Source organism: Draconibacterium halophilum (assembly GCF_010448835.1).
Lineage (GTDB): Bacteria > Bacteroidota > Bacteroidia > Bacteroidales > Prolixibacteraceae > Draconibacterium > Draconibacterium halophilum.
The window spans coordinates 4,675,222-4,691,751 of the sequence record NZ_CP048409.1 but is presented as its reverse complement, the minus strand read 5'-3'; the positions used below and the strand labels follow the sequence as shown (position 1 = coordinate 4,691,751).

General features: G+C 41.0%; 17 protein-coding genes. 13 read left to right on the top strand and 4 right to left on the bottom strand.

Annotated elements, in window-relative coordinates:
- Window positions 1-14: 14 nt before the first annotated feature.
- On the bottom strand, window positions 15-932 hold the full coding sequence (locus tag G0Q07_RS19175) for a 4Fe-4S dicluster domain-containing protein (protein WP_163348670.1): 918 nt from the start codon (window positions 930-932) through the stop codon (window positions 15-17).
- Between the two features lie 671 nt (window positions 933-1,603).
- Here G0Q07_RS19175 and G0Q07_RS19170 point away from each other — a divergent pair.
- The 9 genes from G0Q07_RS19170 to G0Q07_RS19130 all read left to right on the top strand — a co-directional run bounded on the left by G0Q07_RS19170 (window position 1,604) and on the right by G0Q07_RS19130 (window position 8,793).
- A complete protein-coding gene (locus G0Q07_RS19170) occupies window positions 1,604-2,080 on the top strand; it encodes an SCO family protein (protein ID WP_163348669.1) in 477 nt (158 codons plus the stop codon).
- A 140-nt stretch (window positions 2,081-2,220) separates the two neighbouring features.
- A complete protein-coding gene (locus tag G0Q07_RS19165; protein WP_163348668.1) occupies window positions 2,221-2,421 on the top strand; it encodes a hypothetical protein in 201 nt (66 codons plus the stop codon).
- A gap of 5 nt (window positions 2,422-2,426) precedes the next feature.
- Window positions 2,427-4,040 (top strand): cytochrome c oxidase subunit I, encoded by a 1,614-nt coding sequence (locus tag G0Q07_RS19160; protein WP_163348667.1) that lies wholly within the window; start codon window positions 2,427-2,429, stop codon window positions 4,038-4,040.
- Between the two features lies 1 nt (window position 4,041).
- Entirely contained in the window at window positions 4,042-4,671 is a 630-nt protein-coding gene (locus tag G0Q07_RS19155; RefSeq protein WP_163348666.1) for a cytochrome c oxidase subunit 3 family protein, read from the top strand.
- 9 nt (window positions 4,672-4,680) lie between these two features.
- A complete protein-coding gene (locus tag G0Q07_RS19150) occupies window positions 4,681-4,971 on the top strand; it encodes a cytochrome C oxidase subunit IV family protein (protein ID WP_163348665.1) in 291 nt (96 codons plus the stop codon).
- Between the two features lie 2 nt (window positions 4,972-4,973).
- Window positions 4,974-5,924, top strand: coding sequence for a cytochrome c oxidase subunit II (gene coxB, locus G0Q07_RS19145; protein ID WP_163348664.1), 951 nt, complete (start codon window positions 4,974-4,976; stop codon window positions 5,922-5,924).
- A 132-nt stretch (window positions 5,925-6,056) separates the two neighbouring features.
- Window positions 6,057-6,917, top strand: coding sequence for a protoheme IX farnesyltransferase (locus tag G0Q07_RS19140; protein ID WP_163348663.1), 861 nt, complete (start codon window positions 6,057-6,059; stop codon window positions 6,915-6,917).
- Between the two features lie 65 nt (window positions 6,918-6,982).
- On the top strand, window positions 6,983-8,227 hold the full coding sequence (locus G0Q07_RS19135) for a DEAD/DEAH box helicase (protein ID WP_163348662.1): 1,245 nt from the start codon (window positions 6,983-6,985) through the stop codon (window positions 8,225-8,227).
- A 167-nt stretch (window positions 8,228-8,394) separates the two neighbouring features.
- On the top strand, window positions 8,395-8,793 hold the full coding sequence (locus G0Q07_RS19130) for a hypothetical protein (protein WP_163348661.1): 399 nt from the start codon (window positions 8,395-8,397) through the stop codon (window positions 8,791-8,793).
- A gap of 24 nt (window positions 8,794-8,817) precedes the next feature.
- Here G0Q07_RS19130 and G0Q07_RS19125 read toward each other — a convergent pair whose 3' ends face one another.
- From G0Q07_RS19125 to G0Q07_RS19115, 3 genes are all read right to left on the bottom strand, one after another.
- The gene (locus tag G0Q07_RS19125) at window positions 8,818-10,080 is read right to left on the bottom strand and encodes a spondin domain-containing protein (protein WP_163348660.1); all 1,263 of its coding nucleotides are present in this window, start codon (window positions 10,078-10,080) and stop codon (window positions 8,818-8,820) included.
- Window positions 10,081-10,691: 611 nt separating this feature from the next.
- Window positions 10,692-12,164: a sensor histidine kinase gene (locus G0Q07_RS19120; protein ID WP_163348659.1), complete on the bottom strand. Its 1,473-nt coding sequence runs from the start codon at window positions 12,162-12,164 to the stop codon at window positions 10,692-10,694.
- Window positions 12,165-12,174: 10 nt separating this feature from the next.
- Window positions 12,175-12,870, bottom strand: coding sequence for a response regulator transcription factor (locus tag G0Q07_RS19115; RefSeq protein ID WP_163348658.1), 696 nt, complete (start codon window positions 12,868-12,870; stop codon window positions 12,175-12,177).
- 354 nt (window positions 12,871-13,224) lie between these two features.
- Between G0Q07_RS19115 and mnmA the strand changes: the two genes are divergently transcribed.
- From mnmA to gmk, 4 genes are all read left to right on the top strand, one after another.
- Window positions 13,225-14,403 carry a tRNA 2-thiouridine(34) synthase MnmA gene (mnmA, locus tag G0Q07_RS19110; RefSeq protein WP_163348657.1) on the top strand — a complete coding sequence of 393 codons (1,179 nt, stop codon included), beginning with the start codon at window positions 13,225-13,227 and terminating at the stop codon, window positions 14,401-14,403.
- A 66-nt stretch (window positions 14,404-14,469) separates the two neighbouring features.
- Window positions 14,470-15,345, top strand: coding sequence for a YicC/YloC family endoribonuclease (locus G0Q07_RS19105; RefSeq protein ID WP_163348656.1), 876 nt, complete (start codon window positions 14,470-14,472; stop codon window positions 15,343-15,345).
- Between the two features lie 127 nt (window positions 15,346-15,472).
- Window positions 15,473-15,628 carry a four helix bundle protein gene (locus G0Q07_RS21365; protein ID WP_203532767.1) on the top strand — a complete coding sequence of 52 codons (156 nt, stop codon included), beginning with the start codon at window positions 15,473-15,475 and terminating at the stop codon, window positions 15,626-15,628.
- A 227-nt stretch (window positions 15,629-15,855) separates the two neighbouring features.
- Window positions 15,856-16,422, top strand: a complete 567-nt coding sequence (gmk, locus tag G0Q07_RS19095) for a guanylate kinase (RefSeq protein ID WP_163348655.1) — start codon at window positions 15,856-15,858, stop codon at window positions 16,420-16,422.
- The last annotated feature ends 108 nt before the right edge of the window (window positions 16,423-16,530 follow it).

Below are 16,530 nucleotides of genomic sequence, written 5' to 3'. Positions count from 1 at the left end.
AAAGTTTAGTCGGTTTATGAGTGGTTGTCTTCTATTTCGCCTTGAAAGGGGAAAGCTCTGTCTTTTGGTGGCAGGTAGTAAACACGAGGTTTGGTTCCCAATTCTTCCATTATAGTGTAAGCAGCATTGTCTTTAATTAATTTACTGAAAACGGTGGTCTCGTGAGTGGTTCCGTTTGTAACAGCGTCTTCGTTTTGGTCGCCAAACCAATACACTCCGTTGGGGCACGACGAAACACAGGTTGGAAGTTTTCCATCGCGCAAACGATCGGCACTAAACAAACATTTTGTAATGGTACCTTTTTTCTGAGGTACGTTGGCTTCAATGTTATAAGTAACGCCTTCGTATTTTTCAGCATCGCGTGGCTCAAACCAGTTAAATACCCTGGCAGAATAAGGACACGCGGCAATACAAAAACGACAACCAATACAGCGCTCATTATCAATGAGAACAATGCCATCTTCGCGTTTAAAAGTGGCGTTAACAGGGCATACTTTTGTACATGGTGGATTATCGCAGTGCTGACATGGTTTTGGCATGTAATACGGAGCCGTGTGTTCAGCATCCTGCATTTGCAATACATTAATATGGTGTTGCTCAGGGCGCAATTGGTGATGGTTTTGACAGCCTTTCATGCATTCGCGTGCATTCCGGCATTTCGATAAATCGATAACCATTACCCATTTGCGGTTTGGTAATCCTGCTCTTCCCCGTTTCTGATTTTCGGAAAGACTCGGCATTTCTGCAGGTTTAAGCTGTGATTTGTCTACTTCAACAAGGTTTCCGCTTGATGTAAGTAGCGTGATTGTATCGCCCGAGGCGGTTTCCACCTGGTTGCACGAACTTAATATACTGGAACCTCCAACTAATCCGGCTGCACCAATCGATACACCCAGTTTTTTTACGAAGTTTCTGCGTGATTTATTTTCCATAAACAGACATTTTTTTTACAACTATGGCACTGAAATTAATAGTTAACTCAGCTAAATATAGCTTCTCAACCTTACGAATTTATAAAATAAGCGCAAAGCAACAAACTATTAAAAGCAAGCTAACAATAAAAGACAAAAAGGACTTTATATGTTATAAGTGAGTTAGTTACAGCGTTTTCGTGCATCTGTAAAATATTATTTTTAGTATAATAACTTGATATATGAACAGATAGGTTTTAGGACATAAAGAAATATATTTTTTTTGATGAACAATTACATTTTGGGGGTGTTTATAAAAGATTTTTTTGCTGGATTAAGACCTACTTGTTTGCGACTTAAATCATGTAAAAGTATGCTGTAAAGCATATTCTAAATAAGCACTCGTTGTTAGTTGAATCGGATAAAGCTACATGATTCCCAGAAAATTCAAGCCTTTAAATATTTTTATTTTTTTCTAATGTATATAACAGAAGTAGGTGATCGGTAAAAAAACAAAAGAAACTGATTCTTTACATAAACATTATCAGTATTTTGTGGTTTTAAGTATGAAATAAGGTAAAAAGATATTATTGTGTTTCGGCAGAAACCGGGGTTTCTAAAACTTTAAACCAATAATAACGTACTATATCATTTAAAAAACTAAATAAACCTTGCCGTAATTATTGGCTTCTATGAAAAAAACTGTATATCATATTATAATGCTTGTTGCAGTTACATTTCTGTTTGTAAATGTTGCAAATGCACAGAGTGTTATTAATCCAGCTGCAAGCGACGATGATGTTGAAATTGGAGTTGTTGAACATCTTGATGATTATTTACCCGACAGTATCTTGCTGATTAATGAAGCAGGCGAACAAGTTTGGCTGGCCGATTTAATTGATAAACCAACCATTTTGAATTTTGTGTATTATCGTTGCCCAGGGATTTGCAGTCCTTTAATGGAAGGAGTTGCCGGAGTGATGGATAAATCGGATCTTGTTGTTGGAGAGGATTACCAGGTGCTGACTATTAGTTTTGATCCGAGCGAAACAATCGATTTAGGAATACGGAAAAAGAAAAATTACCTGCAGCTGATGAATAATCCGGTGAAAGTGGAAGAAGCAAAAAAGGATGGTTATTTTTTGTTTCCGACAGTGCAAGTATTATAAAAGCTACCAACGCAACAGGATTTAAATACAAGAAAACGGGTAACGATTTTCTGCATGCAGCATCGTTAATAGTTGTAAGCCCCGATGAAAAGATTACACGTTATTTAAATGGTTTGTATTTTCTTCCATTCGAATGGAAAATGGCCATAATAGAAGCCTCGAAAGGAAAGTCAGGACCAACACTGAATAAAGTACTTCGTTTCTGTTATTCTTACGATCCGCAAGGACAAACATATGTATTAAATATAACTAAAGTTAGCGGAAGCATAATTCTGTTTTTCGCATTGGTTTTACTGCTGTACCTGGTATTAAAACCAAAGAAAAAAGGTAAATTAAACTAAACTTTATGCATACAACAAATGCTGTTAATGGAGCAAATTACTTAACCTATCAGGGAAAATACAAGGGTTTGCTTGGATGGATTTTATCTACTGACCATAAACGTATTGGTCTTCTTTATTTGTATTCGATAGCTGCCATGTTTACAACGGGTGTTTTGTTGGGGCTGGCCATGAAATTTGAGCTTTTGGCGCCCGGTAAAACCATTATGGAGGCACAGACCTACAATGCAACATTTACTGTTCATGGAGTTATAATGATTTTTATGGTAGTTGTGCCCGGGTTACCGGCAGTTTTTGGTAACCTGATGATGCCCATAATGATTGGTGCAAAAGATGTGGCCTTTCCAAAGCTGAACCTGCTTTCGTGGTGGTTGTATGTTGCCGGAGTGTTTTTGGTCCTTAGTGCTTTACTATTTGGATCAGGTACGCCCGATACTGGTTGGACGTTTTACGCACCTTACAGTTTTAAGAGTGGAACCAATCTGTTGCCCGCCATATTCGGGGCATTTGTTTTGGGCTTTTCATCCATCCTTACCGGATTAAACTTTTTGGTGACTATTCACCGTCTTCGGTGCCCCGGAATGAAATGGACAAAACTGCCCCTGTTCATTTGGACATTGTACGGAACAGCCTGGATACAATTACTGGCAACTCCGGTTATTGGTATCACCTTGGTTTTGGTTGCACTCGAACGGGTTTTCGGAATAGGTATTTTTGATCCGGCACTAGGCGGAGATCCGGTACTTTACCAACACCTGTTTTGGATTTATTCGCACCCGGCGGTTTATATTATGATATTGCCGGCAATGGGAGCCATTTCCGAAATTATTCCAACATTCTCGCAAAAACATATTTTTGGATATAAAGCAATTATTGTTTCCACTATGGCTATTGCATTTGTAGGCTACCTGGTTTGGGGGCACCACATGTTTACTGCCGGGATGAGTGGAACCGCACAATACTATTTTTCGCTCCTCACATTTATTGTGGCTATACCAAGTGCAATAAAAGTATTTAACTGGATATCGACGATGTATAAAGGATCGATCAATATTCAAACGCCCTTTTACTGGGCAGTGTCATTTATTTTTGTGTTTATGGTTGGTGGTTTAAGTGGCCTGGTTTTAGGTGCGCTGGCTACCGATATTTATGTGCACGATACTGCCTTTGTTGTTGCCCATTTCCATTACATTGTTTTTGGAGGAACAGGCTTTGCCTTTTTTGCGGCAATGCACTACTGGTTCCCAAAAATATTTGGAAGAATGTATGATAAGGCCTGGGCCAATGTTGGCTGGCTGATTTTCACCATTGGTTTTCTGGCGTTGTATTCGCCCATGTTCTATCTTGGAATGATGGGCATGCCACGGCGTTATTACGACTACCTCGAAGAGTTCCATGGAGGAAATATCCTGAGCACTATTGGCTCGTGGGTATTGGTAACCGGTTTTATCATCATTGTTGTTAACCTGATTCGCTCGGCGCGAAAGGGAGAGCCTGCAGAAATGAATCCGTGGCACAGTAAGACACTGGAATGGACAGTTACTTCGCCGCCACCGGTATTAAATTTTGAGAAAGAACCTGTTTTGGGAGAAAAAGACGGACCTTATAACTATGACTAATATGGCTGAACATCAACATGCTCATGTGGAGCACCCCGACATGTACGATCCTGAATCGTCCAAAATCGGAATGTGGCTGTTTATATTTACCGAACTACTGTTGTTTGGCGGCCTGTTTATTGTTTACTCGGTTTATCGTTATCTTAATCCCGACGCCTTTCACCTGGCGGCCGAAGAGCTAAATACCTTTATTGGCGCGTTTAATACCGTTATTCTGTTAGTAAGTAGTATGACGATTGCCATGTCGACCACTGCTTTGCAAAAAGGACACAAAAAAGTGGCCATTGCACTGGTGGTAATAACTTTCATTATTGGTATTGGCTTTTTGGTGAATAAGTATTTTGAGTGGGGCATAAAATTCTCGCACGGAATCTGGCCGGGATCGGAGCAAATGCTGAACGAAATGAGCCAGGGCGAAATCCTTTTCTTTGGGCTGTATTTTGTAATGACCGGCCTTCACGCCCTGCATATTATTGTTGGGCTGATAATTATGGTTTTTGCAATTAAAGGTGTCAGCAACGGCAAGGTAAATGCCAAACGTCCGTCGTTACTCGATAATTGTGGTTTGTACTGGCACCTTGTCGACCTGATCTGGATTTTCCTGTTTCCGCTATTTTATCTAATCCATTAAACTAAAATCATGTCAGAAGATAAACATCATCATATTGTTCCATATCGTTTATATGTTATTGTGTTGGTTGCTTTGCTGGCACTCACCTTTGCATCTATAGGAATTACCTCAATAGAATTGGGTGAATTTACCGTAGCCGCAGCGTTGTTGTTTGCCGTAGTAAAATCGGCCTTGGTGTTAACTTTTTTTATGCACCTGAAATACGACAAACCATACATAAAACTTATGGTGGCCCTTGTTTTTGCCATTTTTTTGATTGTAATTGTGATGACCTTTTTAGATTACCTCTATAGAGTATAACTATGTATAGCTCAGAAATAACCAAAGCTTCTAATTTTGTTCAGGGTGTCGATACTGCATTTCTTGTTATAATGGGCATATCGTTTTTGTTCCTTATTGGGCTAACGGTAGTAATGCTTGTGTTTATTTTTAAATATAACAAGAAAAAGAACCCAAAAGCAACACAGATTGAAGGAAGTACAAAACTTGAAATCGTTTGGACCGTTGTTCCGTTTCTTTTAACCATGCTGATGTTTTACTACGGCTGGGCAGGTTGGAAACCCATGCAACGAGCGCCAAAAGATGCTATGGAAATTACCGCTTACGGACGTATGTGGAACTTTAGTTTTGAATACGAAAATGGACGTCGTACCGATACGCTTTTTCTGCCAAAAGACCAGCCCATAAAATTGAATCTTATGGCAATGGATGTATTACACAGTCTTTACATTCCGGCTTTTCGTGTGAAACAAGATATGGTTCCCGGGAAAAAAGATAACTTCATGTGGTTTGAGCCGCAAAAAGTTGGAACCTACGAACTGTATTGTGCCGAGTATTGTGGATTGCAGCACTCGTACATGTATACCTATGTGGAGGTTATGGAAGATTCTGCGTTTCAAACCTGGATCGCCGATACAACTAATGTTGCAGCTTCGGCGGCCGAAATTGACTCGCCGGCAGCTACCGGAAAACGTATTATGCAAAATATCGGTTGTTTTGCTTGTCATACTTTAGACGGAACAAGGCTGGTTGGACCAAGTTTTAAAGGAATTTGGGGCGCAGAGCATACTGTTGAAACCGGGCGTGAAACACGTCAGGTTACGGTGGATGAAGAATACATCCGAAAATCAATTTACGAGCCAAATGCCGATGTGGTTGAGGGCTTTAATAAAGGATTAATGCTTTCGTACGAAGGGCAGCTTTCGGATGACGACATCGACAATATTATTGAATATCTGAAAACATTGAACTAGCAACAAGGCAAAAAAACAAAGGAATGTTGAATGTCGAATACTGATTATAATATCTTGGAATAAATAGGCAGTAGACAAAAACAAAATGCAAAGAGTAGTGATCTATGTGCCTAATGTGGTTCAAAATTAATAATGAAACAACAATTAAAAATAATATACGAACTGGGCAAAGTGCGAATTTCATTGCCAATTGCTTTGTCGGCACTAACCGGTTATGTGCTGTACACGAGAAATGTTGATGCGCAGGGATGGTGGTTGACAGTCGGAGTGTTTTTAATGGCTTGCAGTTCAGGCGTTATTAATCATTGGCAGGAGCGCGACATTGATGCACAAATGCCACGTACAAAAGACCGTCCGCTGCCAACCGGTAAAATCAGCCCTCAAAATGCATTATTAGTAGCTATTGGTTTTGCAGTGTTTGGCTCCATCATTCTTATTTTAAGTAATCCACCTCTTGCTTTACTATTAAGCTGGTCTACGCTGTTTTTTTACAACGGAGTATACACGCCTCTGAAAAAAGTATCGGCTTTTGCCGTAATTCCCGGATCGATGGTTGGGGCAATTCCCCCCATGATAGGCTGGGCAGGAGCAGGCGGAAGTCTTAGTTCTGAAGTGATTCTTTTGGTAGCCGCATTCTTTTTTATCGGTCAAATTCCACATTTTTGGTTGCTGCTGCTTATGTTTGGCGAGCAGTACAAACTGGCAAAAATGCCCAGTCTTACCCAGCTGTTTACCAACGTACAAATAAAACGCGTTACTTACACCTGGATTCTCACAACAGTGGCATCGGCCTTTCTGGTTATTTTTTTTGTTATCGGCAACAAACTCATCATGTTTTTGCTGCTATTCTACATTTTTTACCTGCTTTCGTCGTTAACCATGGCTGTTTTTGTTCAGGAAGAATTTAAAGTGCGCCCATCATTTTACAAACTCAACTTCCTCTACCTTTTTATGATGATCTTTTTAATTGTTGACAGTTTGGTACATACATAGCGATGTGTAACCTTACCGTGCAGTTTATTTTCACTACATTTGTAAGCACATAATAAAAGAATTGAATGACGTTTGAAGAACTTGGCATTAATCACGATTTGTTAGATGCCATAGATTACATGGGATTTAAAAACGCTACTCCTATTCAGGAACAAGCCATCCCCATTATACTCGAAGGAAATGACCTGATCGGCTGTGCGCAAACAGGAACAGGTAAAACCGCAGCTTTTTTGCTCCCTATACTTGATTTAATTGCTGATTTGCCCGGAGGAGAAACCTCTACACTGATAATTGTACCAACGCGAGAGTTGGCGACGCAGATCGATCATCAGGTACAGGGAATTGGTTACACCATGGGAATTCACTCCATTGCTTTGTATGGCGGTGGCGATGGCGACGAATGGGGACAGCAAAAAATGGCGCTTACCAAAGGAGCCGATATTATTATTGCCACTCCAGGGAAATTGATTTCACACCTGAATCTGGGCTATGTAAAATTTGATAAAATAGAGTTTCTGATTCTTGATGAGGCCGACCGTATGCTGGATATTGGTTTCTACGAAGATATTACAAAGATCATTTCGTACTTGCCCAAAGAGCGGCAAACGCTCATGTTCAGTGCTACCATGGCTCCGAAGATCAGGAAACTGGCATCGGAAATACTCAACAAACCCAAGGAGATAAACATTGCCATGTCGAAACCGGCTGAAGGTGTATTGCAGGCGGCGTATCTTATTTACGACAAACAAAAGAACGATCTGGTGGCACATCTTATTTCCGAGAATCCGGATTACAGCAGCGTATTAATCTTCTGTTCTACCAAGCGGGTAACCAATGAATTAGCAAGGAAACTTAAAAAGATTGGTTTTGATGCCGAAGCTATATCGTCGGATTTGGAACAGCGCGAGCGCGAAAATGTACTAAACGGATTTCGGTCAAGACGAATTCGTATTTTGGTGGCCACCGATGTAATGAGCCGCGGAATTGATATAAAAGACATTAATCTGGTAATCAACTATGATGTGCCGGGCGATGCCGAAGACTACGTACACCGTGTGGGAAGAACTGCCCGTGCCGATTCAACGGGGGTGGCACTTACGTTGGTGAACGAAGACGACATGTACAAATTTCACCGCATCGAAGAGTTGATCGAGCGTGAGGTATTTAAAATTCCCTTACCGGAACAGTTTGGAGAGGGACCAGCATGGAGAACACCTTCGAAAAGGAACAAACACGGGAAATTTCATAAATACAAAAAAGGTAACAGCCAGCACAAACACCGTAAGACTTATCAGCAAAAGAAGAAATAATGAAGTTAAAAGGATTTGTCATTATCTTTTTGATAATCGCGTCGTTTAGCTTGTTTGCATAAGAAAATCCATTAAGTCGTTTTGAAAACCTGATCGGACATTGGGAAGGAAGTGGCGGAGGTTTTGGTAACGCCAAATCGAAAATTACAGCCGACTATTCGTGGCTGATGAATAAACAATACATTGAAGTAAAACATCACTCTGAATTTGAACCGACCGAACAAAATGCGGAAGGCGAGGTGCACGATGACAAAGGAATTTTAAGTTTTGATAGTGCCCGAAAGATGGTGATGTTTCGTCAGTACCACAGCGAAGGTTATTTTACCGAATATGCACTAAACGATTCCATATTAACACCGGAACAACTGGTGTTTGAAACTGAGCGGATAGAAAATTTTGTACCGAGTGGACGGGCGCGTTTCACCATAAAAATTCTTTCAGACAATGAAATTGGAACCGTTTTTGATGTGGGTTTTCCAGAGCGGGAAATGGCTTGTTTTGGAACCAACCGCCTAAAAAAAAGAAATAAAAAAATCCACCGGTACATACCAGTGGATTTCTCATGAATGTCTTTCCCTCAATATTTTTACCTAATTCTTATTTTTGTGAATGGTAACTTTAATTACCTGAGAAGCATCTGGCCACCAGAAACCGTCATTAACATCCATTAAAGGTTGCACAACTTCATTTTCAGTGCTGCCTTCAGATGGTCCTTGATGGATACCTGCTCCCGGATATTCGTTTACTTCGGTTCCTGCATCCCAAAGCATCACTTTGCTTGTTATGTCTCTCATGTTGTTACCGGCAGCCAGTTTAAAACCGCTGTCGCCAAAGGCAAAGAAGTTGTCGTTTGATTTACCCAACATGCTGGCAATGCTTAGGTATTGATTTGGTTTTGCATTAAATGAAAAAGTATATGTATCTCCCGGAAACAATGGGGCAATATTATCTTGTCCATCAGGAATGGCGCTAGCACCAGCATTGTAACCTCTATTTACAAGGGTGTCGGCTAACTCTCCCGGATTTCCTGTTTCGGCCAGTAGTTCCAGTCCTTTGCCACGATCAACCATATTCTTGGTAAATATGGGCATGTCACCTTTTTCGTGCACGGCCCAAAGTACAGGAGCAACTGGCGAAACATAGCCACTATGCATGGAAAGGTATTCTCCCAGTGGTCCGGCATTTCCGGTTTCTGCCAAGGCTTCCAGTCCCATTCCATAATCCAGTTCACCTTCCATAAAAATTGGGTGCTGATCCATTGAATGAACCACCCATGCAACCGGAGATAGTGGAGTTGCCGATCCCGGAAGTACATTTATAGTTAAAGTAAACATACTTTCACCATTGTAATCCAGGAGCACCTGAATATTTTCTTCTGTCGTTGAAACCATGCCAACCGGGTTACTTTCCTCTTCGTCGGTTGTCGATCCGTCTACCTCTGTTCCAGCATCCCATAAATAGGTCATGCCTGTAATGTCACCTTCTAGTGCCGATCCGCCGGGGAAGAGTTCGATACCGTCATCGTTAGGTGCATAAAACCAGTCGTTTGATGCACCATACATTGAGGCAAAAGATAATTTGTGACTTGGTCCGGCATGAAAATGAACCGTTATGGTTTCACCAGGATGAGCCGGAGGAGTTGCATCGCCACCGGTAACGCCAAATTCGGCACCGGCAGCAAAATAATCATAGTGCACAGAAACGTTTTCAACTGTAACTGTGTACATTTTTGCAGGAACCACATCAGGCAAAGTGCCACTTTTCGTTTCAGGTTCCATCATTTCGTCCTTTTCACATTGTGTAAAAAGTAATACAGCCAAAGCTGCTACCATTGTTAATCGTAATGCTTTCATTTTTTTAGATTTTTTAATGTTAACTCACATCAAAATTCCGAAGAAAGTATCACAAAAAAGTCACAAGGATTTCAAGCTTTTATAAACTTTTTTAATGGTTCTGTGATTGGTGGTGATTTGGTTTTTAGGAGGTTGTGAATTAAGACAAGTAGAGGATCAACTCTTGCCTGCAATTTAAAAATGTTTTAGCTCATTTTGGTCCGGAAGAACCAAGAGTTTCGATCATCTTCCTTCGCCGGACGATTCAAGACACATTATCCTGACCCGGGGCGATGTAATTCGTTGAATTACTCTGCCCCGGGCTATATTAGAGCGCACTTTCAGCGCTTTTTATCCAAAGAACTACAACAAGTAAAATAATACAGGGCTGAAAGTCCGTAATATTTCAGCCCCGGGCAAAACGAAAAGCCGGACGGCGGAGAGTGTCGCCCGGGGAGAATAAGATCAATTGAGAAGGGGCGCAATCACTAATTCTATTGAAAATGTGGCCTGCTATGCGACGCATATGGATCGGCCCTTCGATATGCTGTCCTTTATTAGTTGCGAATTAAATAGGAGGTTGACGGACAGGGGAACAACCTAATGAACCTGATCGAATAGTAGAACGAATTTTACGCCGTAAATGCTTTAGGCAGATCGAAAATAAATATTGCCCCTTTTCCGTACTGGCTTTGCACCCGAATATGAGAATGGTGCAGATCGATGATCTTTTTAACAATAGTCAGTCCGAGTCCTGTACCGTGCTCATCGTTTCGTCCTTTAAAATAGCGATGAAATACATTCGGAAGATCTTCCTGTTTTATTCCCGGACCGGAATCGACAACACGGATCTCCACTTTTTCAGGTTCCTGTGTATCAATTTCAATTTGAATACTGTCGCCTTCGTGGCAAAATTTCATGGCATTATCAATCAGGTTTTGTAACACCCGGTTAATAAGCGAAACATCAGCCTCCACCACCGGAACGTTTTTCGCAATTACTGTGTCAATATTAATACCCTTTTTTTGTGAAAGAATACGGTATTTATTTACGATATCGTATACCAGCTCGGAAATGGAAAATGGTTCGGTATGCAGTTCGATCTGGTTCGTTTCCAGTTTTGATAATTCAAACAGATCTTCAACCAAACGTTGCAGTCGACCACAGCTTTTAAAAATGATCGTAAGGTATTTATTCTGTTCCTCTTTTGTAATATTATCCTGTTTCAGGAGAAGTGTTTCAGCGTACCCCTGAATGGAGGCAACCGGTGTACGCAAATCGTGCGATACATTGCCGATAAGTTCGCGGCGAAGGTTATCCACTCCTTTTAATTCGCTGATGTTTTGTTCGATAGTATCTGCCATCTGGTTAAAAACAAGTGCAATACGATCCAGCTCTCCTTCGCTTTTAACATTGATTCGGGCAGAGAGATTTCCTTTTTTAAATTCCTGAATTCCATTGATGATCGGATTCAGTTTTTTGGTAATAAACCAAATCGCCAGCAAGCCAACAAGTGCCGATATGATGAGGATGATGATTACCGAGCGAATGGACAAGCCGAGGATATAACTTCCGATTACGGTTTGCGCTGCCGAAATATATTCCTGACTGGCCAGAACAATATAAATGTAACCTTTCAGCACATCGCCTTCGGTAATGGTGGCGGCAGAGAATGTTTTAAATTCTCCCGGATTCCGGGGGTCGTCGCCATAAATAATGCTATGATCGGGATCGGCAATAAACTTTTTTATGGGAGCCAGATTTACTTCTTCAAGTTTTACTACTTTTTCAGGAGCAACGTAATTCAGGATTTTCCCCTCGGGATTGAGCAAATAAACTTCCACAATTGGATTGATCACCATCATCGAGTGCATGATGTCGGCAATAGCTTCATCGCTGGCAATGTCGTCTTTCATCAGCGGTTGTATAACTTCCACGGTGCTGCTTGCCAGATTTCGGTTTAGACGCTGGTTTACCTCCACCGAATACTTGGCTGAAGATTGAACAGAAATGTACAGCGCGATAGCTGTAAACATAAAGAGTACCAGCAAGAATATGGCAGATACCTGCAAGTATAAGCGATTAAATATTTTTGATTGCTTCATTTGTGTTTTTTTAATTTTCTCTGAATTTGTAGCCAACTCCCCACGTGGTTAAAATGAATTGCGGCTGGTTCATATCGGTTTCTATCTTCGAGCGTAAGCGGTTAATGTGCGAATTAACGGTATGCTCAAATCCTTCAAACTCGTAGCCCCAAATTTTATTGAGCAGCTGCATTCGGGAATAGGTTCTGCCGGGGTGTGATGCCAGGTGAATTAACAAGTCGAATTCTTTTGGCGAAAGCTCAATCCGGTTCCCGTTTAGTTCAACAATACGCATACCTACATTAATATAAAGATCATCAAAACGAATTTCTTTTTCCTCAATCTCATCATTGTTTCGCGCCGAATCGTACCGCCTGAGCACCGCTTTTATCCGTGCCAGCAATTCGCGAATACCAAAGGGTTTCGAGATGTAATCGTCGGCACCCATTTCAAGCCCGAGTACTTTGTCGATCTCTTCCGATTTCGATGTGAGCATTAAAATGGGGGTATTTACCTTTTCCATTCGCAGCCGTTTGCAAATCTCGAAACCGTCGAGCAGCGGAAGTCGGAGATCAAGCAGAATAAAACGGTAGTGGTTGTTCAGGGCTTTCATTAACCCATCTTTTCCGTCGAAAGCTTTGTCAACTTCCAAATCCATATCGGACAGATGAATCGCTACCAATTCGGAAATATCCTTGTCGTCTTCAATGATCAATGCCTTTTCCATGCTATTGTTTTCTAAGTTGAACAGGCGAAAGGTAGTTTGGGTTTATCACAGAAGTATCACAAAAGCGTAATTGTTGTGTTTCAGTGTGCTCTTTTTCAGTAGAATATGTGTTGTTTGATTATCGTCTGCCTCATTTGTAACGATGGCGGCAATGTCTATTTTGTACCGTCCTTCAGGGGCGAAAGTCGGGTATTTGGAGGGGGAGTCTGTGAGCCCTTTTTAGTGTACATATTGTTATGTGCTCCTTGCCTATACATGCCGAAATTTAAAATTGTTAATCATCATTCCACATTCGTCATTCCTTTTGCTCGTTCTACTTTTTCATTGTATTTTTGCCGCCCTAAAAATGTATAAATGAGCAGGGTAGTAGTTGGACTTTCTGGTGGTGTTGATTCGAGTGTGGCAGCCTGGCTGTTAAAGGAACAGGGGCATGAAGTTATCGGGTTGTTTATGATTAACTACCGCGAACGTGAAGGAGTGCTCACCAGCTCGTGTACGTGGGAAGAAGATTCGCTGATTGCCAAAATGGTAGCAAAAAAACTCGATATCCCTTTTCACATTGTCGATTTAAGCAAAGACTATAAACAACGTGTTATTGATTACATGTTTGCCGAATACCAGGCCGGCCGCACGCCAAACCCCGATGTGCTGTGTAATCGTGAGATTAAATTCGACACTTTCATGGAAGAAGCCTTGAAGTTTGACGCTGATTTTGTGGCAACAGGGCATTATTGCCGAAAAAGCGAGGTGGAAGTGGATGGCAAAACCATTCATCAGTTGTTGGCCGGTAAAGATCCGAATAAAGACCAAAGCTATTTTCTTTGCCAATTGAATCAGAACCAGCTTTCCAAATCAATGTTTCCGGTGGGTGAATTGTTGAAACCTGAGGTGCGTGAAATTGCCCGTCGACAAAACCTGCCAACTGCCGAGCGGAAAGATTCGCAGGGTATTTGTTTTGTGGGGAAAGTCGATCTGCCAACCTTTTTGCAACAACAGTTGGAACCAAAAGTGGGGAATGTGATCGAGATCCCGGCTAAATTCATGGAAAAGAAAAAACAGCTTGAAGTTTCGGAAGAAAACTACAAAAAACTGTGTTTCCCGTTTCCGTATAAACCGTGGAATGGCGAAGTGATTGGCGAACACCAGGGCGCTCATTTTTATACGGTTGGTCAACGTAAAGGGCTGAATATTGGTGGCCGCAAAGAACCACTTTTTGTATTGGCCACCGATGTAAAACGCAATATTATTTATGTGGGCGAGGGCACCGAACATCCCGGATTGTACCGCAAAGGATTGTTTGTAGCCACTGAAAATATGCACTGGATTCGCCCCGATCTAAAAATGGAAGTGGGCGAAAAACGTGATTTTGATATCCGAATCCGTTACCGGCAACCACTGGAAAGAGGAACGATACACGTGCGCAACGACGGCGCCTGGTTCATCTTCGAAAACGAGCAACGGGGAATTACCTCAGGGCAATTTGCTGCCTGGTATCTGGGGGATGAACTGATCGGATCGGGGGCAATTGTCTAAAAACTTCCGGATTCTGACATCTGACTTACGACTTAAATGTTAATTTCGTAAAAAAAATATAACCACATGATAAAATCAATGACCGGCTTTGGTAAAGCAGAATTCGAGGTAAGCAACAAAAAGATTACCATTGAAATTAAATCGCTGAACAGTAAACAGCTTGATATAAATACCCGGACTCCCGCATTGTATCGCGAGAAGGACATTATAATTCGTAAGGCCATTGCGGAAAAACTGGTACGCGGGAAAGTTGATTTTAATATTTATGTGGAAAATCTGGGCGACGAAACCAACTCGAAGATTAATGAGCCCATTCTGAAAGGATATTACAACCATCTGAGTGAGATTAGCAAAGATTTAGGTCTGGTTGTCGATCACAGTACTTTACAGTCTGCCATGCGTTTGCCCGATGTGGTAAAAACCGAATACGAAACACTCGACGAAACGGAATGGGAAAACATTTATTCCAACATTTTGTCTGCACTTGACGAAATTAACGATTTCCGTGCAAAAGAAGGAGAGGCACTTGAAACTGATATTCTGGGGAATGTAGAAAGTATTAGTAGATTGCTGAAAGAAGTAGAGCCATTTGAAAAACAGCGTATCGAAGCTTTGAAAGTTCGTTTAACGGATAATCTGGAGGCGCTGAAAATGAATGGCAATGTGGATGAAAACCGTTTTGAGCAAGAGTTGATTTTTTACCTGGAGAAACTGGACATTAACGAGGAGAAAGTACGTTTGGCCAATCATTGCGAGTATTTCCTGGAAACGGCAAAACAAAATGGCTCATCCGGCAAAAAACTTGGCTTTATTTCTCAGGAACTTGGTCGCGAGATTAACACTATTGGATCAAAAGCCAACGAGACCAATATTCAGCGTATTGTTGTTCAAATGAAAGACCATTTGGAACGTGTGAAGGAACAACTGCTTAATGTTTTGTAACAATGCAAAAGTAGAAAGGCAAAAATTAATCCAAATAGAAAATAACCTTCAAAAAAGAATCTTCGAATTTGTTACTGAAGTAATACTTTTTCTAAGGACTTTGCCGGATTAGCAGGAATATAAGGTTATAAAATATCAATTAATAAAAGCGGCTTCTTCAACCGGAGCAAATTATAAAGAAGCTCAGGCTGCATCCTCAAAACCAGATTTTATTTACAAGACAGAAATATCGTTAAAGGAGATGAGAGAGCAACTATTGGTTGAGGTTGATTCGCTCCATTAGCGGAGATTCAAAGGCAAACTATGAAAAGTTAGAATATCTCATCAATGAATCAGGAGAATTAAAATTGATTTTAGGAAGTATTGTTTCAAAATCTAAAAGAAATAAGTAGTCACTGATTCTCTCTTTTGCTATTTTTCTTTAAACTTTTACCTTTTTACATTTACTTTTAAACTTTAATTGTGAAAACCTTACTTTTGCCTTTTTACTTTTAACTTTTTACTTGAGCAATGAAGGGAAGATTGATCATATTTTCGGCGCCGTCTGGTGCCGGTAAAACTACCATCGTAAATCATTTATTACAGAAAGGCTTCGATCTTGAATTTTCAATTTCGGCCACCAGTCGCGAACCGCGGCACACCGAAACACACGGTAAGGATTACTACTTTTTATCGGGCGAAGAGTTTCTGGCAAAAGTGACAAACGACGAGTTTCTGGAATGGGAAGAAGTTTATAAGGGAACCAGTTACGGCACACTAAAAAGCGAAGTGGAACGAATCCGAGAACAGGGCAAAAATGTAGTTTTTGATGTGGATGTTGTTGGCGGCCTAAACATTAAAAAATACTACGGCGATGAGGCACTGGCTGTTTTTGTACAGCCACCTTCGGTCGACGAGTTACGAAATCGCCTGGTTGGAAGATCGACTGACAGTGAAGAAAAAATTGCCATGCGGGTTGCCAAAGCCGAGCACGAATTGAGTTTTGCCTCGCAGTTTGATGTAGTAATTATAAACGACAAGCTGGAAGACGCTTTTGTAGAAGCCGAAAAAATTATCACCAATTTTCTAAAAAGCTAATTAATCCTATTATATGTCATTCCGAACAAAGTGAGGAATCTCTTACTTCGGAGCTTCTATCTCTCTCGAAATGACAATTAAATTTGTAATTTGGTACCTGAAAGAGGA